Here is a 21,167-nt window from a genome sequence, read left to right on the forward strand (position 1 = left end):
ATCGGTCTCTCAAAGCCGTGAACCGTACACGGCGCTTTTGTCGGCTATACCCCTCTTGCCATGATGAATAGGACGGGCAGCGGGAGTCGCGGGACGTCGGTCGAGGCTCGACCGAACGGCGGAGGCGACCCCGCCGGGACGGCTCGGGTCGCCTCCCCCGGACGCGGCGGGCCGTCGACGGCTCAGTGTCGGCCGTTCTCGGCCGCGCTCACCGTCAGCCGGTGCCGGCTGCTGTCGTCACTGGAGAACGGCCACAGCCGGTCGGCGTACGCGACCAGTTCGGCCAACTGCTCCCGGCTCAACCCGGCCGACGAGATGCTGGCGTGCACGTCGGCCCGGTACCGGCCGTCGTCGTCGCGCCCGAGCTTCGCCTCGGCGGTCACCTGCACCGTGTGCGCCTCGTCGGTGATCTCCCCGGCCGCCTCGACCGCCGCGTGGTGCAGGCAGGAGGCGAAGGCGGCGGCGAGCAGTTGCTCCGGGGTCAACCCGGTGCAGTGCGGCGCGAGCGGTGACGCCAGCGCGGTGGAGAGCCCACCGTCGTCGGTGCGTACGTGCCCGCCCGTGGCGGTCGCGCTGGCCTCGTGCAGCCAGGAACTCGGATCCGGCATCGCGTTCCCCCCTCATCCGTCGGCCGGGTTCCCGGCCACGAACGGGTGAAACGCCCGGCCCGGCGCGCCGACGCCCGGGATCAGACCGGTCCGGTCCGGGACCAGTCGTGCAACGCCACCGCCTCGGTCTCCTCGGCGGCCGCCCGTTCGGTCCACGGCGACACCGGTGCGGTGCGGGGCCGGGGCACCGAGGCCAGCATCGGCACGTAGACCCGGGCGTCGACCACCTCCGCCAGCTCCAGCGCCGCCACCAGACTGCTGGGCCGCTCGCGCGGGTCGTCGGCGAGACAGCGTCGGCACAGGTCGGCCACCTCGGGCGGGAGTCCCGCGACCGGCGGCAACGGCTCCGGCGTGATCTTCCGGCGGGACCCGACCAGCTGGGTGGCGGTGGTCCCCGCCGCGTACGGCAGCCGTGCGGTGAGGCAGTAGTAGAGCAGGACACCGACGGCGTACATGTCGGCGGCGGGGGTGGCCGGCTGCCTGTCGAACTGCTCCGGGGCCAGGTACGCCGGAGTCCCCACCAGCATGCCCTCCGGGCTGTGGTCGGGTGCGCCGGCCGGGGTCGCGATACCGAAGTCGAGCACCTTCGCCCCCGACGGGGTGAGCATCACGTTGGCCGGTTTGACGTCGCGGTGCACGATCCCGTGGGCGTGCGCCGCGGCGAGTGCGGCGGCCACCTCGGCGCAGACCCGGACCGCGATCCGCCAGTCCAACGGCCCGGCCCGCAGGTGCGCGGCGAGGGTCTCGCCCTCCACCAGCTCCATCACGATGTACGGCATCTCCCGGCCGGGCAGGGTCGTCGAGGTGCCGAAGTCGTGGACGCCGGCGACGTTGGGGTGCACCAGCCGGGCGGCGGAGCGGGCCTCGGCCCTGATCCGCTCGACCGAGGTCTGCTCCCCCCGGTGGGCGGGGGACATCAGCTTCACCGCGACCGGCCGGTCCAGGACGATGTCGTGGGCCCGCCAGACCTCCGACATCCCACCCATGCCGATGCGCTGTTCGAGCTGGTAACGCCCGGCCAGCGTCCTCATCGACCCGCTCCTGTCCACGCCGACCGCGTCGCCGGGGTGGCGATGGCGCTGTCGAGCCGGTACCCGGCCGCTGCGCTGGGCAAACCGTGCCCGCCCCGCCCAGCGGGCCCGGTCCCACTCCGGTGGACCCGGTCGAGCCACCCCGACCCGGCCCCGGGTGCGGTAGCTTGCCGTCAGTGGCCCGCGACCGCCGGCCGCCGGAGGGAGGCCCCGATGGGCGAGGTGACCGTACGCTTCGTCGGTGGGCCGGCCCACGACCTGGTCCGTGTCCTGCCGGCCGACCCGGCGGGGGCGCCGCCCGTCCGCTGGGTGCTGCGCCACCCGGACGCCCCACCGGCTCCCGGCGGGGGCGGCCCCGACCACCTCTACCAGCGGGACCAGCCGGCCGGCGACGACCACTGGACGATGTCCTTCGTGCACACCTACCCGACCGGCATGAGCCAGTAGCCGCACGCCGAACCGGCCCGTCGGTGGTCGGGCGCGATCCGGGGAACCGCCCCCCGACGCCGCCCGGCCCGGTACGGTCGAGCGGGGCCGCGCGCACAGCGGGCGCACAGGATGGGCACAGGGCAGCGCCAGTAACCGGTCCCACGATGGGGGCATGGTGACCGAGGGGCAGACCGCACCGCACCGGATCGAGTTGCGCCGCCCCGACGGCGAACCCGTCCGGGTACTCGTGGTCGACGACGAACCCACCCTGACCGACCTGCTGTCGATGGCGCTGCGCTACGAGGGGTGGCAGGTGCGCAGCGCGGGCAACGGAATGGCGGCGCTGAGCGCGGCCCGCCAGTTCCAGCCCGACGCCGTGGTGCTCGACGTGATGCTCCCCGACCTGGACGGCTTCCAGGTGCTGCGCCGGCTGCGCGAGCAGACCCCGACCGTGCCGGTGCTCTTCCTGACCGCCCGCGACGCGGTCGAGGAACGGATCGCCGGGCTCACCGTCGGCGGCGACGACTACGTCACCAAGCCGTTCAGCCTGGAGGAGGTCATCGCCCGGCTGCGCGCCCTGCTGCGGCGTACCGGCTTCGCGGTGACCGCCCGGGAGGAGGCCGTGCTCACCGTCGGCGACCTCACCCTCGACGAGGACAGCCACGAGGTACGCCGGGGCGACGACCTGATCACCCTGACCGCCACCGAGTTCGAACTGCTGCGCTACCTGATGCGCAACCCGCGCCGGGTGCTCAGCAAGGCGCAGATCCTCGACCGGGTGTGGAACTACGACTTCGGCGGGCAGGCCAACGTGGTCGAGCTGTACATCTCGTACCTGCGCAAGAAGATCGACGTGGGACGCGCGCCGATGATCCACACCCTGCGCGGCGCCGGCTATGTCCTCAAGCCCGCGCCGTGACCCGGTCGGTCGCCTCCGCCGCCGGCTGGCCGGCGGCCAGCGGCGTCACCGGTTGGCGGGCTGGTCGCTGCGTCGCCGGCTGGTGCTCACCGTGGTCGCGCTGCTGGCGGTGGTCAGCATCGGCATCGGCGGGCTGACCACCGTCGCGCTGCGGCACTTCCTGATCACCCAGGTCGACACCCAACTCGTCGGGGACAACCGCCGCTTCGACACCCGGCTGCCCTGGGACCGGACCCCGGGCCAGCCCCGCCCCCTCGACCAGACCGCCGGCCGGCAGGGGCAACCCGACCCGCCACCGACGTACCCGGTCGGCTCGATCGGGATGCGGATCATCCCGCAGGAGCAGTCGTCGGCCCGCATCCGCAGCGCCTCCGGCGCGACCGAGGCGCTCACCGCCGCCGACGTCGCCCCGCTGGCCGCGTTACCCGCCGACAGCAGGCCGCACACCGTCGACCTCGGCGAGCGCGGCGACTACCGGGCGGTGGCCCGCCGGGTTCCCGGCGGCGACACCCTGGTCTTCGCCATCCCGCTGCGTTCCGTGCAGGAGACCGTCTGGTGGATGGTCGTCGCCCAGGCCGGCGTCGCCACCGCCGGCCTGCTCGTCGCGGGCAGCCTGGGCGCGCTGATCGTCCGGGCCACGCTGCGCCCGCTGCACCGGGTCGCGGCCACCGCCGGGCGGGTCGCCGAACTGCCCCTGGACCGGGGCGAGGTGGCGCTGTCGGTGCGGGTGCCCGCCGTCGACACCGACCCGCGCACCGAGGTGGGGCAGGTGGGCGCGGCGCTGAACCGGATGCTGGGCCACGTCGCCGCCGCGCTCGCCGCCCGGCAGGCCAGCGAGACCCGGGTACGCCAGTTCGTCGCCGACGCCTCGCACGAGCTGCGTACCCCGCTGGCCGCGATCCGGGGCTACGCCGAGGTGGCCCGGCGGGGCCGCGACCGGGTGCCCCCGGACGTGGCCCACGCGCTGCGCCGGGTCGAATCCGCCAGCACCCGGATGACCAGCCTCGTCGACGACCTGCTGCTGCTGGCCCGGCTGGACTCCGGACGGCCGCTGGCCACCGGGCCGGTCGACCTGACCGCCCTGGTGGTCGACGCGGTCAGCGACGCGCACGTGGCCGGCGACGGACACCGCTGGCAGCTCGACCTGCCCGACGAGGCGGTGGAGGTGCCCGGCGACGCCGTCCGGCTGCACCAGGTGGTGGCGAACCTGCTCGCCAACGCGCGGGTGCACACCCCGCCCGGAACCACCGTCACCACCCGCATCACCCAGGTGCCCGGTGCGGTGGAACTCAGCGTCACCGACGACGGCCCCGGGGTGCCCCCGGAGCTGCGCGACGAGGTCTTCGAACGGTTCGCCCGGGGCGACAGCTCCCGGTCCCGGCAGCACGGCAGCACCGGCCTCGGCCTGGCCATCGTGGCCGCCGTGGTGGAGGCCCACCACGGCGGCGTCGAGCTGGAGAGCCGACCGGGCCGCACGGTCTTCACCGTCCGGCTGCCGGCCACCCCGACGCCCCCGGACAGCGCCGCGCCCGCGCCCCCGCAACCGGTCGCGTCGCCGCCGCCGGATTCCACAGCTCACGCATAGCTCGGTCACGGGGCGGCCCCAACCCGCTGTTCGAGGCTTGCCGCATGGACAGAACCGAGAGCCTGCTGAGGACGCCGGCCACCCCACCGGACGACACCGCGACCGCACCCCCGTCGGGTCCGCCCGCCGCCGCGACCGCACCGCCGGACCGCTCGGCGGCGGCCCACCCGGACGGCGGCGACGCGTCCCGCCGCGACCCGCGCTGGGTCAGGCCCGCGCTGGCCGTGCTGCTGCTCGGCACCGGTCTGCTCTACCTGTGGGGTCTGGGGGAGTCCGGCTGGGCGAACTCGTTCTACTCGGCGGCGGTGCAGGCCGGCTCCGAGAGCTGGAAGGCGTTCTTCTACGGCTCCTCCGACGCGGCCAACTCGATCACCGTCGACAAGACGCCGGCCGCGCTGTGGCTGATGGCCCTGTCGGTACGCATCTTCGGGCTGAACAGCTGGGCGATCCTGGTGCCGCAGGCGTTGCTCGGCGTCGCCTCGGTCGGCGTCCTGTACGCCACCGTCCGCCGCTGGTACGGCCCGGCCGCCGGGCTGATCGCCGGGACGGTCCTGGCGCTCACCCCGGTCGCCACCCTGATGTTCCGGTTCAACAACCCGGACGCGCTGCTGGTGCTGCTGCTGGTGCTCGGGGCCTACGCCACCGTGCGGGCGGTGGAGACGGCCGGCACCCGGTGGATCGTGCTGGTCGGGGTGCTGGTCGGCTTCGGCTTCCTCACCAAGATGCTCCAGGCGTTCCTGGTGGTCCCGGTCTTCGCCGGGGTCTACCTGCTGGCCGCGCCGACCGGCTTCTGGCGACGGATCCGGCAGTTGCTGCTGGCCGGCCTGGGGCTGGTCGTCGCCGCCGGCTGGTGGGTGGCCACCGTGGAACTGGTCCCGGCCAGCGCCCGGCCGTACGTCGGCGGGTCGCAGACCAACAGCATCCTGGAGCTGACCCTCGGCTACAACGGCCTCGGCCGGATCACCGGTGACGAGGAGGGCAGCGTCGGCGGTGGTGCCCGGATGGGCGGCGGCGGTGGGCCGTTCTCCGGGCAGACCGGCTGGCTGCGGATGTTCGACACCGAGGTCGGCGGCCAGATCTCCTGGCTGCTGCCGGCCGCGCTGATCCTGCTCGTCGCCGGCCTGGTGCTGGCCGGCCGGGCGGCGCGCACCGACCACCGTCGCGCCGGGCTGCTGCTGTGGGGCGGCTGGCTGCTGGTCACCGGGCTGATCTTCAGCTTCATGTCCGGCATCTTCCACGCCTACTACACGGTGGCCCTGGCGCCGGCGGTCGGCGCGTTGGTCGGCATCGGCACCGTCCTGCTCTGGCGGGAACGCCGGGCCGCAGCGGCACCCGTCGCCCGGGTCACCGGTTCCGCGGTGCCCGCCGGGCCGATCGCCGCCCCGGGTATCGACGCCGGGACGGGCCCCGCTGCCGACCCCACGGCCACCACCGGGCCGGCTTCCGGTGTCGACCCCGCGCCCGCGTCGGCGACCGGTGGCGGCCGGTCCCTGCGGTGGCGGGGGTGGTTCGCCACCGTCGCCCTGGCCGTCACCCTGGCGGTGACCGCCTGGTGGTCCTGGCGGCTGCTCGGCCGCAGCGTCGACTTCCAGCCCTGGCTACGGTCGGTGGTGCTGGTCGCCGGGCTCGCCGTGGCGGTGCTGATCCTGCTCGCCCGGCGGCTGCCCCGGCGACTGGTGCCGGTGGTGCTGGCGCTCGGCGCGTCGGCCGCGCTGGCCGGCCCGGCGGCGTACGCGGCGCAGACCGCCGGCACCCCGCACACCGGGTCCATCCCGAGCGCCGGCCCGGCCGTGCAGGGCGGCTTCGGGCCGGGTCGTGGCGGGCCCGGCGGCCGGATGGGCGGCGGCATGGAGTTCCCCGGTGGCGGCGGTTTCCCCGGTGGTGGCGGCTTCCCGGGCGGCAACCGGGACGGCGGCACCGGCCAGAACGGCCAGTTCCCCGGCTTCCCCGGCGGTACCGCCAACGGTGGCACCGGCCAGTTCCCCGGCTTCCCCGACGGCACCGGTCAGAACGGTGGCACCGGTCAGGACGGTGGCACCGGTCAGGACGGTGGCACCGGTCAGGACGGTGGCACCGGTCAGGACGGTGGGCGCACCGGGGGTGGCCAGGGGCGCATGGCCGGCGGGATGGGCGGCCTGCTCGACTCCCGGGAGCCGAGCGCCGCGCTGAAGGCGCTGCTGACGGCCGACGCCGACGACTACACCTGGGTGGCGGCGACCGTCGGCTCCAACAACGCCTCCGGCTACCAGCTCGCCACCGGCCGGCCGGTGATGGCGGTCGGCGGCTTCAACGGCAGCGATCCGTCACCCACGCTGGCCCGGTTCCAGGAGTACGTGGCCGCCGGGAAGATCCACTACTTCGTCGGCGGGGGCGGTTTCCGGGCCAACGGCGGCAGCTCCGCCTCCCAGGAGATCGCCACCTGGGTCACCGAGAACTTCACCGCGCAGACCGTCGACGGGGTCACCGTCTACGACCTGACCAGCGCCGGACAGGAGGCACAGGGATGACCACGACCGGCAGCCCCCGGCCCGCCGTACAGACCCGGACCGGCACCCCGACCGCCGTGCTCGACGTGGTGGTGCCGGTCTACAACGAGGAGGCCGACCTCGGTCCCTGCGTACGTCGGCTGCACCAGCACCTCAGTGCGCACTTCCCGTACCCGTTCCGGATCACCGTGGCGGACAACGCCAGCGTCGACGGCACCCTCGCCGTGGCCGAGGCGCTCGCCGCCGAACTCCCGCACGTCGAGGTACGGCACCTGAGCGCCAAGGGACGCGGCCGGGCGCTGCGGGTCGCCTGGTCGGCGTCGGACGCCCCGGTGCTGGCGTACATGGACGTGGACCTGTCGACCGACCTGGCCGCGTTGCTGCCGCTGGTCGCCCCGCTCATCTCCGGCCACTCGGACCTCGCCATCGGCACCCGGCTGGCCCGGACCTCCCGGGTGGTGCGGGGCGCCAAACGGGAGGTGATCTCCCGGGCCTACAACCTGCTGCTACGCGGCGCTCTCGCCGCCCGGTTCTCCGACGCGCAGTGCGGCTTCAAGGCGATCCGCGCCGACGTGGCCCGGGAGCTGCTGCCGCTGGTGCAGGACACCGGTTGGTTCTTCGACACCGAGCTGCTGGTGCTCGCCCAGCGCGCCGGACTGCGTATCCACGAGGTGCCGGTGGACTGGGTCGACGATCCGGACAGCCGGGTCGACATCGTGGCCACCGCCCTGGCCGACCTGCGCGGCATCGGCCGGCTGGGGCGGGCCCTGGTCACCGGGGCGTTGCCGCTGGCCGCGCTGCGCGCCCAGTGGGGCCGGGCGCCGCTGGCCGCCGCACCGGCGCGGGTGCCGGCCGGGCTGCCCGGTCAGTTGGCCCGGTTCGCCCTGGTCGGCGTGGTCAGCACGGTGGCGTACCTGGTGCTGTTCGTGGCAACCCGGGGGATGCTCGGCGCGCAACCGGCGAACCTGCTGGCGCTGCTGGTGACGGCGGTGGGCAACACGGCGGCGAACCGTCGGCTCACCTTCGGCATCACCGGCCGGCGGGCCGCCGGCCGGCACCACCTGCAGGGGTTGCTCGCCTTCGCCCTCGGTCTGGCGTTGACCAGCGGAGCGCTCGCCGCCCTGCACGCGGTCGGCACCCCGGCCCGGCCGGTCGAACTGGCCGTGCTGGTGGTCGCGAACCTGGCCGCGACGGCGCTGCGGTTCCTGCTGCTGCGCCTGGCGATGCACCACCGCCGGGCCTGACCGGCCGGGCGGTGGCGCGTGGCCACCTCCGGGCCCCGCGCACCGCCGGGCAGCCGGCGTGGGCCGTACGGCGTGGGGCCCGGAGGACCGGGTCGGCCGAGCGGGCGTCAGTTCACCGGGGTGACCGCCGCGCCTGCGGAATGCCCTCGTAGGTGTTCCCCGTGGGGCACCTCCGGCAGCGCGACGGTCCGCGCCACCGCCTCCGTGACCCCGGGGGAGAAGTCGGCGGTGGTCGCCCGGACGATCAGTTCCGGGTCCAGCCGTACCGACGTGGTGCTGCCCGAGCCGAGCAGGGTGAGCAGGGCGTGCAGCGCCTGCGAGCCCATGTCCCGCAGCGGGGTACGGATCGAGGTGAGCGGCACCAGGAGCTGGGCGTCCACGTCGATGTCGTTGTACCCGACCACCGCCACCTCCCGACCGACCCGCAGGCCGTGGTCACGCAGGGTGCCCATCGCCCCGATCGCGGCGAAGTCGTTCACCGCGAAGACCCCGTCGGGACGGCCGGTGTCCAGCAGCCCGGCCATCGCCGAGGCCCCACCGGCGACGTCGAAGGTGGACGGTGCGACCCACCGGGGGTCGACCGGCACGCCCCGGGCCTTCGCCGCGGCGAGGAAGCCCGCGACCCGGTCGGCGGCGGTGCTGGCGTGCCCGGGACCGGCGATCACCGCCAGCCGCCGGCAGCCCACGTCGATCAGGTGCTCGGCGGCGAGCCGACCACCGAGGCGGTCCCGGCCGGTCACCGACGGGAAACCCCGCGAGGCCCGACTGACCAGCACGAACGGCACCCCGTCGGCGGCCAGCCGGGCCAGCATCGGATCGTTGCGGCGGGCGTCACCGATGATCAGCCCGTCCACCCGTTCCCCGATCAACCGCTGGATGCGCAGCGCCCGTGCCTCGTCGTCGTCCCAGCTGCTGCTGACCACCGCCTGGTAGCCGGCGGCGGCAGCGGCGGCGTCGATGCCCTCGAAGACGGTGGCCAGCACGATGTCGGTGATCCGGGGGACCAGCACGCCGATCACCCCGGTCTTGCCGCTGCGCAGGCTCGCCGCCCAACGGTCCCGGTGGAAACCCAGCTCCCGGGCGGCGGCCACGATCCGGGCCGCGGTCGCCGGGGCGACCCGGACGTCGTCGCCGCGCAGCACCCGGGAGACCGTGGAGACGTGCACCCCGGTGTGGCCGGCGACGTCGCGCAGGGTCACCCGCTTGTTCACTGTGCCTCCCGTGCCGGACCGGTACCCGTACCCGGCAACCTAGCTGAGATGACTGCCCCCGTTCACATCGAAGGTCATGCCGGTGACCGTGGCGCAGGAATCGGAGAGTAGGAACAGCACGATGTCGGCGATCTCCTGCGCCGAGGAGACCCGGCCCAGGGGCATCCGGGCCCGCAGCCCCGCCTTCTGTTCGGCGGTGAGCCGGTCGTGCATCGGGGTGGCCACCGGGCCGGGCGCGACGGCGTTGACCCGTACCGCCCGCGGTCCGAAGTCGACGGCCAGGTGCCGCATCAGGCCCAGCACCCCCGCCTTCGCCGCCGCGTACGCCGTGCCCGACAGCCGGGTGCCGCCGTCGCGGGCGTTGAGGCTGCTCATCAGCACCAGCGACCCCCCGCCGGCCGCCGCCATCCGGGGCACCACGGCCTGGGAGACGACGAACGCGGCGGTGAGGTTGTTCCGCAGGGTGCGTTCCCACTCGGTGAGGCTGGTCTGCTCGATGCCACCGGCGCTGACCACCCCGGCCAGGTGGGCCACCCGGCGTGGGGTGCCGATCGCGTCGACGAACTCGCCCACCGCGACCGGGTCGGCGGCGTCCACGCCGGTGGTGACGTCCAGCACGTGCACCGTCTCGCCCCGGGCGCGGGCGGTGGCGACCACCGCCGCGCCGATGCCGCTGGCCCCGCCGGTCACCAGCAGGCTCACGACGTACCGCCGAGGATCTCGTCGCGGGCCCGCCGGTAGGCGTCGGAGAGCAGCATCTCCGGCTGGGAGTAGACGACGAAGCGGACGCCCAGGTCGATCCAGCGGCGGGCCTCCTCGGCGGAGTAGGCCAGCATGCCGGCGACCCGGCCGGCGGCGACCACCCGCTCGACGAAGTCGACCGCGTGCTTCTCCACCTCCGGGTGGGTGGGCTGGTAGCCCAGACCCAGCTTGACCGACAGGTCGGCCCGGCCGAGCATCAGCACGTCGAGGTCGGCGGCGAGGATGTCGTCCAGGTTGGCCAGCCCGGCCGGGGTCTCGACGAGGGCGACGACCGTGGTGTTCTGCCCGGCCCAGGTCAGGTAGCGGTCGAAGTCGCCCCGGGCGGTGCCGTGCCCGGCGGCCCGCGCCGCCGAGCACAGCGTCCGGTCACCGACCGGCGGGTAGTGGGTCAGCCGGGCCGCCTCGACGGCCTGCGCGCCGGTCTCCACCAGCGGCAGCACCACCCCGCCGGCGCCGCTGTCCAGGGACCAGAGCAGGTCCTTCTCCTCGATCCGGCGCAGCCGGACCAGCGGGGTGGTCCCCGCCGAGCCGGCCGCCCGGACCATCGCCAGCACGCTCTGCTCGTCGGCGGCGGCGTGCTCGGTGTCGACGACCAGGAAGTCGTAGCCGAGGGCGCCGAGGATCTCGCCGATCGCCGGTTCCTGGAGCAGGGTCAGGCTGCCGAGGGCGACGCCGCCGTCGCGCAGCACCTCGGCCAGCCGGCTCGGACGGGGAAACATCAGGACTCCAGCTTCTGCACGCCGCCGCAGTCGCGGTTGGCCGGCACCTCGCCGACGATCTTCAGGGCGGCGTCGACGACGGAGCCGTCGTGCCACTCGCCGACCTCGGGCAGCTTCTCGATGATCTTGTTGTCGAGCAGCCACTTGCCGTCCTCGGCGGTCACCGTGGCGGTGTCCACCCGACCGTTCGGGTCCATGTACGGCCACTGGTCGGTGCCGTACAGCTTGGTGATCGTCGCCGCCGGCACCTTGGTCCGCTCGGCCACGATCTTGATGACGTCGTCCTTGTTGGCCGGGTCCTGGTAGTAGCGCACGCCCTCCAGCCAGCCGGCCATCCACCGGGCCGCGACCTCGGGCCGCTTGCTGATGAAGTCCTGCGACATGGTGATCAGGCCCTGCTCCTGGTTCGGGGCCACCTCGTTCATCGCCAGCACCCGCTTGGCCTGCCCGTCGGTGATGAGCTGGTACGCCAGCGGCTGCACCACGAAGCCGGCGTCCACCGCACCGCTCTTGAGCGCGTTGGCCGTGTCCGGGTAGCTCAGGGTGACGATCTGCCCCAGGTCGGACTGCTTGAGCCCGACCTCACCCAGTGCCCGGTCCAGCCAGTACTCGGTGGTCGAACCCTTGGCCAGGATGGCGACCTTCTTGCCCTTGAGGTCGGCCACGCTCTTCAGGCCGCCGTCGAAGGCCTGGGTCCGGGCCAGCAGGAGGTTGTCCGAGGCGCACCGGTACTGCTGCCGGTCGGCCACCGCCCGCACCCGCAGCCCCTGGTTGACCGCGTTGAACAGCGCGCCACCGGTGCCCGGGATGTTCACGTCCAGCTTGCCCTGACCCTGCACCGCGAGCCGGGAGTAGATGTCGGCGTTGCTGAACTCCACCTCGACCTGGTGCTTGCCGAAGAAACCCTTCGCGTCCGCCACCATCATCGGTGCCAGCGAGAGGATCTCCAGCGAGTTGACCGTCACCTTGTCGGTGCCGCCGGCCCCCGTCGACTCCGCGTCGTTCCCGCAGGCCGCGGTGCCGAGCAGCAGGCTCGCCCCCAACAGCGCGGCGATGACACCCTTGTTCTTGATTGTCATGATTGGCCCTCCGTCCAGCTGAAGAAGCGCCGCTGCACGCGCAGCGTCACCGTGGTGAGGAAAAAGCCCATCGCCGCGATCACCGCGAGCGTGGCGTACATGTTGTCGATCTGATAGATCTGCCAGTACCGCCAGGTCATCGACCCGACGCCGTCACTGGCGGCGAGGAACTCACCGGCGATCGTGCCCAGCAGGGCGAGCCCCGCGGCCAGCCGGATACCGGCGAAGATGGACGGCAGGGCACCCGGCAGGACGATCTTCCACAGGATCTGCTGCCGGCCGGCGCCCAGGTTGCGGGCCATCAGGATCAGCCGCTCGTCGACCTGGAGCACCCCGGACATCGCGTTCACCACGGCCGGGAAGAACGAGATGATGCCGGCGAGCACCACGATCGGCCGTCCGCCGGTGCCGAAGATGACCAGCAGCAGCGGCAGGATCGCCACCACCGGGATCGGGTACGTGATAGCGATCAGCGGATCGATCAGCACCCGCACCCACCGCGACCGCCCCATCGCGATGCCCAGCAGCGTCGCCGGGATCACGCCGAGCAGGAAACCGAGCAGGATGCGCTGGGCGGTGATCCCGATGTTCGGCAGCAGCTCCCCGGAGGAGAACAGGTCGACCAGCGCCTGCACGCACTCCGACGGGGCCGGGAAGAAGGTCTTGTCGATCAGCCCGGCCATGCTGCCGACCTGCCACAGCGCCAGCACCACGACCACCGGCACCATGCTGCCCAGCCCGCTGCTGAGCAGCTTGAAGCCGCGACCCGGCGGGCGTTCCGCGCGGGGGTCCACCGCGTAGCGGACCACGGGTTCGTCGGTCGCCCGCTCCCGGGTCGGCACGCTCTGCTCGCTCATCGGTCCCCCTTCGCTTCCGCCCACTCGGCCGCCAGGGTGGCGTCCCGCAACTGCGCCCACAGGTGGCGCTTCAACTCGGTGAACCGCGGGTCCAACTCGACGTCGCGGGTACGCGGCCGGGGGAACGGCACCCGGATCTCCTCGACCACCCGGGTCGGCCGGGGTCCGAGCACGATGATCCGGTCCGCCAGCAGCAGCGCCTCCTCGATGCTGTGCGTGATGAACAGGACCGTCTTGCGGTGCTTAGACCAGACCTGGAGCAGCTCGTCCTGCAGCAGCGTGCGGGTCTGGGCGTCCACCGCCGCGAACGGCTCGTCCATCAGCAGGACCTCGGGGTCGCTGGCCAGCGCGCGGGCGATCCCGGCCCGCTGGCGCATCCCGCCGGACAGCTCGTGCGGCTTGTTGTCGGCGAACGCCTCGATGCCCATCATCGTCAGGTGCTCCCGGGCCACCTCCCGCCGCCGGGCGGCGGGCACCCCGCGCAGTTCCAGCCCGAACGCGACGTTCTCGGCGATGGAGCGCCACGGGATCAGCGCGTAGTCCTGCCAGACGATCGAGGTGAGCGGACCGGCGGCGGTGCGTTCGCCGACGAACCGGATCTCCCCGTCGTCCGGCCGGCGCAGCCCGCCCAGCAGGCCGAGCAGCGTCGACTTGCCGCATCCGCTCGGCCCGATGACGCAGATGAACTCCTGCGCCTCGATCGTGGTGCTGAGGCTGCCGACCACCGACAGTCGGCTCCCGTCGGCCCGGGGATACCCCTTGGCCACGTTGTCGATCTCGATGCGCATGGTCACTGCCCTCCGTGGGCCGGCAGGTCGGAGTAGTGGTGGTGCCACCAGTCGGCGATGTCGCGCCGCCTGGCGAACCAGACGCCGGGCAGGTCCTGCGCCCAGGCGATGAGGTCGCGCAGCGCGGAGGCCCGCCCGGCCTGGCCGATCAGCCGGGCGTGCAGCCCGATCGAGATCATCTTGGGGGAGGTCTCGCCCTCCTCCCACAGGTACTCGATGCCCCGCCGGCAGTTCTCGAAGAAGTCGGTCGGGTTGCCGTAGCCGGGGCTGAAGGCGAACCGGCCGTCGTTGTACGTGTGCGTGTACGGCACCACCAGATGCCGCTGTCCCGCCACCTGCACCCAGTACGGCAGGTCGTCGTTGTAGGCGTTGGAGTCGTACCGGAAGCCGCCCTCCTCGACCAGCAGCCGCCGCGTGCGGTCCGACGGGGCGTACCGGGAGTACCAGCCGACCGGGCGTTCCCCGCACAGCTCGGTGATCGTCGCCACCGCCTGCCGGATCTCGGCGCGTTCCTCGTCCTCGGTCATCCCCGACGGCTCCCGCCAGCGCAGGCCGTGCGAGCAGATCTCGTGCCCGGCGTCGACGAACGCACTGGTCAGCGGCCGGTTACGGGCCAGCGCCTCGGCGCAGCCGTACACGGTCACCGGGGTCTGCGTCCGGTCGAACAACCGCAGCAGCCGCCACGCCCCGGCCCGGCTGCCGTACTCGTAGACCGACTCCTGGGACAGGTCCCGGTGCTCGGCGCTGGTCGGCGTGTACGAGATCTCGCCGACCCACTCGTTGACGCTGTCGCCGTCGAGGAGGCTGTGTTCGGCACCCTCCTCGTAGTTGAGGCACAGGCTCACCGCCACCCGGGCGCCACCTGGCCACTCGACGCGGGGCAGGTCCCCGCCGTAGCCGATGAAGTCCCGCTCGGTGCCGGGTTCGACTCTGATCACCATGTCGTCGTGTCCTTTCTGCCGGATGGGCCGGCCCCAGCGGGAACCGGCGGCGGACCGCCGTTCGGATTCGGTGCCCCACCGCGCACCAGCGCGGTGAGGTCTCGCAGTCGGGTCGCCCCGGGCGCGCGGGCCAGCCCGTACAGCAGCTCGGCCGCCCCCGCCGGCACCCCCGGGGTGCGCAGCAGCGCGGCGTCGACGGCGGCCAGGTCGTCGGCCGTCATCGGGTCCTCCCGGTCGCCGTGGTGGAACCGGGCCCGCCCGGTCAGCCGGGCGCCGCCGTGGGTCGTCACCTCCACCACCGCCGGCCGGCCCGCCGGATACCCCTGGTCCAGCCCGGGGTCGTGGCGTACGGTCACCCGCTCGGCGAGCCGGGCGGCGGGGGCCCGCCGGTCGTCCGGCCCGTCCGGGGCGCCCGGGTCGGTGCCGAGCAGCCCGCAGGCCACCACCCACGGGATGCTGAACTGGCGGGCCAGCCGACCGGCCGGACGCCGTTCGGCGAGCAGGGCCGCCCCCGCGTAGGTGTGCACGGTCACCGCCGCGACCTCGTCGGCGGTGAGGTCCTGGGTCATCGCGCGGGCCACCGTCCAGGCGGTCAGGGTGTGCGCGCACACCCCGACCGGCTTGAAGTAGATGTCGGGCAGCAGCGGTCGGGGCAGCAGCGCGGCGTCCACCGGCCGGTCGGTGCTGCCCTGGTGGACGGTCCGGCCGAGGTGGGGCAGCACCGGGCCGGTGGCCGGGAACCCGGCGTCGGCGAGCCGGGCGACGGTCAGCCCGTTGGCGGTGCCCAGGGCGGGCAGCAGGTAGTGGGCGGCGTGCCCCCGCCGGGTGTCGGCCTCCGGCCCGGCCAGCGCCACGGTCAGTGCCAGGTTCACCGTCGCGGCCAGTCCGGCGGCGTCCTGCCCGGCGACGGTCCCGGCGGCGGCCGCCGCCGCGCCGACGCCCCACCCACCGTGCGGGTGCACCCCGGGGCGGGGCGCGCCCAGCAGCAGCCCGAGCCGGGCACCCACCTCCCAGCCGACCGCCAGCGCCCGCAGGAACACCCGCAGGCTGCGGTCCTCGGCCTCGGCGGCGGCCAGGGCGGCGGCGTACGCGTGCAGTCCCGGGTGCCCCCGGGATTCGCGCAGCCCCTCGTCGCACTGGCTGACGGTGATCGCCGCCGCCGTCACCGCGGCGGCCCGCGCCGGCTGGTCCGTCCCGCCCGGCGCGGCCAGCAGGCTGCACGGGCCGTCCGGGTCGCCGGCGGTGTCCAGCCCGGCGGGCAGGTGCCCGTGGGCCGCGACGGCGTTGGCGGTCAGCCGGGCCGCCACCTGCCGCACCAGCACCTGCCCGCCGCCGGTGGCCAGCAGCGTGTCGGCGGCCTCTACGGCACCGGCGACGAGCGTGGCCAGCACGTCGTCGTGGGCGTCGGACCGCCGGTGACCGGTCACGGCGTGATCACCTGCTTGCCGAGCACCCGCCGGTCGGCGAGCGCCTGGTGGGCCCGGCCGGCGTCGGCCAACGACAGGACCGCGTCGACCCGGGGGGTGAGCTGTCCCGCCGCGACCAGGCCCAGCACCCGGGCGATCTCGTCGGGACGCTGGCTGCGTGAGCCGCGCAGCTCGTACTCGTTGCGGAAGGTCTCGATGAGGTCGAGGTGCGGATGCTCCCCGGCGTGGCCGCCGCCGACGATCAGCCGGCCGGTGGGGGCGAGGGTGCCCAGCGCGGCCTCGAAGACGTCGCCGCCGATGTGTTCGACGATCACGTCGAAACCCGCGCCCCCGGTGATCTTCCGGGCCTCGGCGGCCCAGTCCGGGTCGCGGGTGCTCAGCACCGCGTCCGCACCGAGCGAGGAGACGAAGTCGGCCTTCGCCGGGTCGCCGATGAGGCCGACCACCCGGGCGCCGCCGAGCTTGGCGAGCTGCACCACCGCGTGTCCGAGCCCACCGGCGGCGCCCGGGGCGAGGACCCACTCGCCGGGGGCGAGCCGGCCGATGGAGTACAGGGTGCGCCAGGCGGTGCCGAAGGAGATCGGGGTGGCGGCGGCGACCACCGGGTCGAGGTCGCCGATGTCCAGCAGGCCGCGCGCCGGGGCCACCGCGTGCCGGGCGTACCCGCCCCACCTGGTGATGCCGGGCATGTCGGCGTTCGGGCAGAGGTTGGCCCGCCCGGTCAGGCAGCGGGGGCAGCTCCCGCAGGGGGTGTTGGGCAGCACCAGCACGCGGTCGCCCGGGGCCCGGCCGGTGACCCGGGAGCCGAGCCGTTCCACCACGCCGACGACCTCGCGGCCGAGCACGTGCGGCAGCCGCAGCGGCATCCGGGACACCCCGCTGCGCAGGTCGGCGTCGAGGTGGTTGACGGCGACCGCGAGCACCCGCAGCAGGACCTCGTCGGGGCCGGGGTCCGGCAGGTCGACCTCGGTGAGGGTGAGCGTCTCGGGGCCGCCGTACCCGTTCATGGTCACTGCTTCGGTCTTCACGCGCGACGTCCTTCCACCATGGTGCGCAGGGCTTCCGGCACGGCGCCGGGTTCTTCGACGGCCAGGGCGAGGGCCAACGCGACCCGGGCCTGGGTGCCGGTGAGGTCACCGGCGAAGAGCGCGCCGGCGCGGGCGAGGGTCGCCCCGCCGCCGGCGTAGACCGGGCGGACCCGGCCCGCCCCGGTCCGGCTGGTGATGACCACGGGTACGCCGCGTCGGCCGGCCTCCGCGATGGCCTCGGCGACCGCGGGCGGGGCGTTGCCCGCGCCGAACGCCTCGACCACGATGCCGGCGGCACCGGCGTGCAGCGACGCGCGCAGGTGGGTGCCGTCCGCGCCCGCGACGAGTTTGACCAGGTCCACCCGGGGCAGCCGGGCGGGGATCGGCAGGTGCGCGTAGTGCCCGCCCCGGGCGGCGGTGGAGACCCGCAGCACGCCGTCCGGGTCGACCAGGGCCAGCACGCCGGCGGTGCCGCCGGAGAACGCCGACACCGCCGAGGTGTGCACCTTGCGGCTCTCCACCGCGGCGTACGCGACGCCGCCCATGACCGTCGCCGCGCCGAGCGGCCGGGGCGCGGTGACCACCCGGATCGCGTCGGCGAGGTTGCGCCCGGCGTCGGAGTCGGGCTCGTCGGCGCCGCGCTGGGCCCCGGTCAGCACGACCCGGGCGTCGGGGCCGGTGAACTGCCCGGTCAGGTAGGCGGCCTCCTCCAGCGTGTCGGTGCCGTGGGTGACGACCACGCCGGAGAACCCGTCGTCGAGCTTGGCCCGTACCGCCCGGACGGTGGTCAGCATGTCGTCCAGGGAGAGCGTGAAGCTCGGCCGGCAGGACAGGTCGAAGCCGTGGATCTCCGCGTCGGTCGTGCCGGGGACGTTCTTCAGCAGGTCCGTGACGGAGTCGGTCACGGCCAGGCCCTCGTCGGGGTCCCACCGCGACGCGATCGTCCCACCGGTTGCCAGAACCGCGATCCGCACCGGCCACACCCCCTTTGCGCAAACGATTGCTCAATCGAGATGATGACAGTTGCACAAACGTTCGCCCTGCACAAGAGCTGCGAGAACGCGAACCCGTGGAAGTTATGGATTGGTTGCCTGGCCGATGACGTACGGATGTCGGGCCTGTTGCGGTGTCCGTCGCCGTCCGGTTCCCGGGTCGCCACGGTGTCGCGTCGCGGCGGGCGGCCGGCGGCGTGGCAGGCTGGGACCGTGTACCGGGAACGACCCGCCGGGGTGATCGACGCAGCGGTGCTCTGGGCCAGCGAGAGCCGCCCGGACGCCCCGCCGACCCGGGTGCTGCCCGACGGCTGTCTCGATCTGCTCTGGTCCAGCCGCTCGGGGCTGCTGGTCGCCGGCCCGGACCGCATCGCGCAGCTCAGCGTGTCGGCACCCGGGGAACGGTGGCGCGGGGTCCGGCTGCCACCCGGGGTGGGCCCGGCCGTCTTCGGCGTCCCCGCCGACGAACTGCGGGACCGCCGGGTGCCTCTCGACGCCCTCTGGGGGCGCGACGCCGTCCGGCTCACCGAGCAGCTCGGCGCGTCGCCCACCGCCGCCGCGCTGGCCGCGATCGCCGTCGACCGGCTCGCCCGGGGAGGCGGCGTCGACCCACTCGGCCCCCGGGTGGCCGCGCTGCTCGCCGCCGGCGCCACGATCACCGCGACCGCCGCCGAGGTCGGCCTCGGCCCGCGCGCCCTGCACCGGCGCAGCCGGGCCCTCTTCGGGTACGGCCCCAAGACCCTCGCCCGGATCCTGCGGCTGCACCGCGCCCTGGCGCTGGCCCGTCTCGGCGTCGGACTGGCCGAGGTGGCCGCCCGTGCCGGTTACGCCGACCAGGCCCACCTCACCCGCGACGTCCGGGACCTGGCCGGCGTTCCACCGACCACCCTGCTCGGCCGCTGACCACCTGCATCACCCCGGGCGCCCGGGTTCCCGAGCCTCCGCGACCGGGCCCGCCGGGCGCGGGGCCGGCGTTTCAGCGGTGCCGGCGTCCGGCGTCCGGCGGTCCGGTGGTGCCGGCGGGCGGTGGTGCCGGCGGCTCGGTGGTGCCGGCCCTGCTCGGCGGCGGGTTGGGCGATGGTGGTCAACCCGAGCACGGCGGACAGGTCGTGGTCGGCGGCCCGGTGGTGCCGGCGGTTCGGTGGCGGGTGCGGACCGCGCCGCGGTAACGGCCCCGAGGGGCGCCCGTGGTGCTCTTCCGGACCGTCCCGGCTGGTCCCGGGTCGCGGCGGTGGTCCTGAGGTTCACGGCGGTGGTCCTGGGGCTCACGGCGGTGGTCCTGGGGCTCACGGCGGTGGTCCTGAGATCCGCCGCCGACCGCGTGTCGACGTGACCGTCGGGCCGACCCCGGCCACCTCGGTCCACCCCACCCGTTGCCCGTCACGATGGGCGTGGCGAGGGGGTGCGGTTGTGCACCGTGGGCCCTTTCGAGCTGATGACGTCAACGAATCGCGCCCGCACGTGGCCGGCCGGGAGTCCGCCGGTCCTCACCGCAGGGTGGGTGCGCTACCCGGATCGATGCGGCTCCTCCGAGGTCACTTCGACGCTGGCCGTTCGACGCTGACTGTCTGGACACCGATTGCTTCTGCCTGTTGTTCCGATGCTGGCCGTCCCGATGCCGGTTGCTTCGTGCTGGTTGTTTCGTGCCGGTTGCTTCGTGCCGGTTGTTTCGATGCCGGCCACCTTGACGTCGGTCGCCTCGCGTCCGGTCCGGCGGCGGCCGTCCTCCGCTCCTTGGTGTCCCGTGCCACGGGAGCCCGGACCGGTCCGCGTCGACGTCGCCGTGAACCGTTGGCGTCATCAGCTCGAAAGGGTCCGCACCCACCACTGGCTCCTGATCCTGACACCCCTGTCCCGGGCCCGATCAGCCGTCACCCGTCCGCACCTGGCGGGTCCACTGCGGCCCGCCCGGGGCGGCGCGCCGCGCCTGCGGGTAGCGGCGGGCGCCACCGGACGGGGCCGCTTCCAGCGGGGCGGGGAGCTGACGCCGCGCCCGGGTGGGTCGGCCGGGTCCGTACCGGGAAGGGTCGGCCGGGTCCGTACCGGGAAGGGGCGGCCAGGTGGGTCAGCTCGGTCCGGGGGATGCGGAGTCGGGCGTGCCGGCGGGGCGCGGAGCATCGAGGGGTGCGGTGTCGAGGGGCGCGAAGAGGTCCACGCCGTTGCCGTCCGGGTCGTGCAGGATCGCGTACCGCTGGCCCCAGACCGCGTCCCACGGGGCGACCTCGCCGTGGAAACCCGCCTCGGTGAGCGCGGTCCAGTACCGGTCCACCTCGGCCGGGTCGGCACACAGGAAGGCGAGGCTGGCGCGTGGGCTGCCGCTGGGTGGCGTCCAGTCGGGGTGGAAGCCGCGCAGCATCGTCACGGTGTCCCAGGCCAGCCGCAGCCCACCGGGCAGGGTGACCTCGACGTGGTCCTCGTGGTCGGCCCCGGCGGGGATGTCCAGCCCGAGCCGGCGGTAGAAGTCCAGGGTGCGGGCCATGTCGTTGACCGCGGTGCCGATGAGGTCGAAGCGGGGCGTCATATGGCCAGGGTAGGGCGGACGTCGCCGCGGGGTCTTGAACGGAACGGACCGGGCCGAGGAAACCATGTCCCCCTCGCGGCAGGACCGGACGACGTACGGTGTCAGGGGAGCAAACCGTCTTTAAGGTGTAAATGCCTCATCCGGCGTACCTGGCGGCGGTCCATGACGGCGAAGGAAGGGAGCGGGCCGATGATGCACCTGGCCTACCTGGACGCGGGGTCCGGCAGCCTGATCGTGCAGGCGGTGGTCGGCGGAACAGCGGGCGCGGCGGTCGCCGCGAAGCTTTACTGGCGGCGGGTGGCGGCCCGGTTCCGGCGCGGGTCCGCCGAGCCCACCGAGGCCCCCGCGTCCGGCCAGCCCGGCGGCCAGGCCGCAGCCCCCGCGTCCGGCCAGCCCGGCGGCCAGGCCGCAGCCCCCGCGTCCGGCCAGCCCGGCACCACCGTGACCGACCAGTCCGCCACCGTGACCGACCGGCCCGCCACGACACCGGCCGAGGCGGCCCGGGCCGACCGGCAGCCGCGCCAGCCGGCCGGCAACTGA

At 74.5% G+C, this 21,167-nt stretch carries 19 protein-coding genes and 1 pseudogene; 7 read left to right on the forward strand and 13 right to left on the reverse strand.

The features are described from left to right. Positions 1–182: 182 nt before the first annotated feature. Both ACN261_RS22785 and ACN261_RS22790 read right to left on the reverse strand, forming a co-directional pair. Positions 183–608 (reverse strand): OsmC family protein, encoded by a 426-nt coding sequence (locus ACN261_RS22785; protein ID WP_204924582.1) that lies wholly within the window; start codon positions 606–608, stop codon positions 183–185. Positions 609–688: 80 nt separating this feature from the next. Then, positions 689–1,639 (reverse strand): serine/threonine-protein kinase, encoded by a 951-nt coding sequence (locus ACN261_RS22790; RefSeq protein ID WP_421481691.1) that lies wholly within the window; start codon positions 1,637–1,639, stop codon positions 689–691. A gap of 213 nt (positions 1,640–1,852) precedes the next feature. Between ACN261_RS22790 and ACN261_RS22795 the strand changes: the two genes are divergently transcribed. The 5 genes and pseudogenes from ACN261_RS22795 to ACN261_RS22815 all read left to right on the forward strand — a co-directional run bounded on the left by ACN261_RS22795 (position 1,853) and on the right by ACN261_RS22815 (position 8,302). Next, positions 1,853–2,086: a hypothetical protein gene (locus ACN261_RS22795; RefSeq protein ID WP_421481692.1), complete on the forward strand. Its 234-nt coding sequence runs from the start codon at positions 1,853–1,855 to the stop codon at positions 2,084–2,086. Positions 2,087–2,240: 154 nt separating this feature from the next. Beyond that, positions 2,241–2,987: a response regulator transcription factor gene (locus ACN261_RS22800; protein ID WP_204924579.1), complete on the forward strand. Its 747-nt coding sequence runs from the start codon at positions 2,241–2,243 to the stop codon at positions 2,985–2,987. Positions 2,988–3,039: 52 nt separating this feature from the next. Continuing rightward, a pseudogene (locus ACN261_RS22805) lies at positions 3,040–4,485 on the forward strand (HAMP domain-containing sensor histidine kinase); the annotation flags it as partial. Positions 4,486–4,616: 131 nt separating this feature from the next. Beyond that, entirely contained in the window at positions 4,617–7,079 is a 2,463-nt protein-coding gene (locus ACN261_RS22810) for a glycosyltransferase family 39 protein (RefSeq protein ID WP_425852045.1), read from the forward strand. Continuing rightward, a complete protein-coding gene (locus tag ACN261_RS22815; protein ID WP_421481694.1) occupies positions 7,076–8,302 on the forward strand; it encodes a glycosyltransferase in 1,227 nt (408 codons plus the stop codon). The genes ACN261_RS22810 and ACN261_RS22815 overlap by 4 nt, the downstream gene beginning before the upstream one ends. A gap of 107 nt (positions 8,303–8,409) precedes the next feature. Here ACN261_RS22815 and ACN261_RS22820 read toward each other — a convergent pair whose 3' ends face one another. The 10 genes from ACN261_RS22820 to ACN261_RS22865 are packed head-to-tail and all read right to left on the reverse strand — an operon-like array spanning position 8,410 to position 18,088. Beyond that, a complete protein-coding gene (locus ACN261_RS22820) occupies positions 8,410–9,513 on the reverse strand; it encodes a LacI family DNA-binding transcriptional regulator (protein WP_421481695.1) in 1,104 nt (367 codons plus the stop codon). A 39-nt stretch (positions 9,514–9,552) separates the two neighbouring features. Further along, a complete protein-coding gene (locus ACN261_RS22825; RefSeq protein WP_421481696.1) occupies positions 9,553–10,215 on the reverse strand; it encodes an SDR family NAD(P)-dependent oxidoreductase in 663 nt (220 codons plus the stop codon). Beyond that, positions 10,212–10,994, reverse strand: coding sequence for an HpcH/HpaI aldolase family protein (locus ACN261_RS22830; RefSeq protein WP_425852048.1), 783 nt, complete (start codon positions 10,992–10,994; stop codon positions 10,212–10,214). Before ACN261_RS22830 ends, ACN261_RS22825 begins: the two co-directional genes overlap by 4 nt. Next, positions 10,994–12,073 carry an ABC transporter substrate-binding protein gene (locus tag ACN261_RS22835; protein WP_421481698.1) on the reverse strand — a complete coding sequence of 360 codons (1,080 nt, stop codon included), beginning with the start codon at positions 12,071–12,073 and terminating at the stop codon, positions 10,994–10,996. The genes ACN261_RS22830 and ACN261_RS22835 overlap by 1 nt, the downstream gene beginning before the upstream one ends. Further along, on the reverse strand, positions 12,070–12,930 hold the full coding sequence (locus ACN261_RS22840) for an ABC transporter permease (RefSeq protein WP_421481699.1): 861 nt from the start codon (positions 12,928–12,930) through the stop codon (positions 12,070–12,072). Before ACN261_RS22840 ends, ACN261_RS22835 begins: the two co-directional genes overlap by 4 nt. Further along, the gene (locus tag ACN261_RS22845; protein WP_425852050.1) at positions 12,927–13,718 is read right to left on the reverse strand and encodes an ABC transporter ATP-binding protein; all 792 of its coding nucleotides are present in this window, start codon (positions 13,716–13,718) and stop codon (positions 12,927–12,929) included. The genes ACN261_RS22840 and ACN261_RS22845 overlap by 4 nt, the downstream gene beginning before the upstream one ends. A gap of 2 nt (positions 13,719–13,720) precedes the next feature. Continuing rightward, positions 13,721–14,659: a polysaccharide deacetylase family protein gene (locus ACN261_RS22850; RefSeq protein WP_425852052.1), complete on the reverse strand. Its 939-nt coding sequence runs from the start codon at positions 14,657–14,659 to the stop codon at positions 13,721–13,723. Then, the gene (locus ACN261_RS22855) at positions 14,653–16,086 is read right to left on the reverse strand and encodes an MmgE/PrpD family protein (RefSeq protein WP_425852054.1); all 1,434 of its coding nucleotides are present in this window, start codon (positions 16,084–16,086) and stop codon (positions 14,653–14,655) included. The genes ACN261_RS22850 and ACN261_RS22855 overlap by 7 nt, the downstream gene beginning before the upstream one ends. Beyond that, complete coding sequence (locus tag ACN261_RS22860; RefSeq protein ID WP_425852056.1) at positions 16,083–17,114, reverse strand: quinone oxidoreductase family protein; 1,032 nt, start codon at positions 17,112–17,114, stop codon at positions 16,083–16,085. The genes ACN261_RS22855 and ACN261_RS22860 overlap by 4 nt, the downstream gene beginning before the upstream one ends. Continuing rightward, positions 17,111–18,088 carry an asparaginase gene (locus ACN261_RS22865; protein ID WP_425852058.1) on the reverse strand — a complete coding sequence of 326 codons (978 nt, stop codon included), beginning with the start codon at positions 18,086–18,088 and terminating at the stop codon, positions 17,111–17,113. Before ACN261_RS22865 ends, ACN261_RS22860 begins: the two co-directional genes overlap by 4 nt. Positions 18,089–18,319: 231 nt before the next feature. Here ACN261_RS22865 and ACN261_RS22870 point away from each other — a divergent pair, with 231 nt between their 5' ends. Then, on the forward strand, positions 18,320–19,009 hold the full coding sequence (locus tag ACN261_RS22870) for a helix-turn-helix domain-containing protein (protein ID WP_425852059.1): 690 nt from the start codon (positions 18,320–18,322) through the stop codon (positions 19,007–19,009). A gap of 1,162 nt (positions 19,010–20,171) precedes the next feature. Here ACN261_RS22870 and ACN261_RS22875 read toward each other — a convergent pair. Further along, positions 20,172–20,627: a VOC family protein gene (locus ACN261_RS22875; protein ID WP_425852061.1), complete on the reverse strand. Its 456-nt coding sequence runs from the start codon at positions 20,625–20,627 to the stop codon at positions 20,172–20,174. Positions 20,628–20,816: 189 nt separating this feature from the next. Here ACN261_RS22875 and ACN261_RS22880 point away from each other — a divergent pair, with 189 nt between their 5' ends. Next, on the forward strand, positions 20,817–21,167 hold the full coding sequence (locus tag ACN261_RS22880; RefSeq protein WP_425853677.1) for a hypothetical protein: 351 nt from the start codon (positions 20,817–20,819) through the stop codon (positions 21,165–21,167).

The organism is Micromonospora sp. WMMD723 (genome assembly GCF_049863385.1).
In the GTDB taxonomy this organism is placed as follows: domain Bacteria; phylum Actinomycetota; class Actinomycetes; order Mycobacteriales; family Micromonosporaceae; genus Micromonospora; species Micromonospora wenchangensis.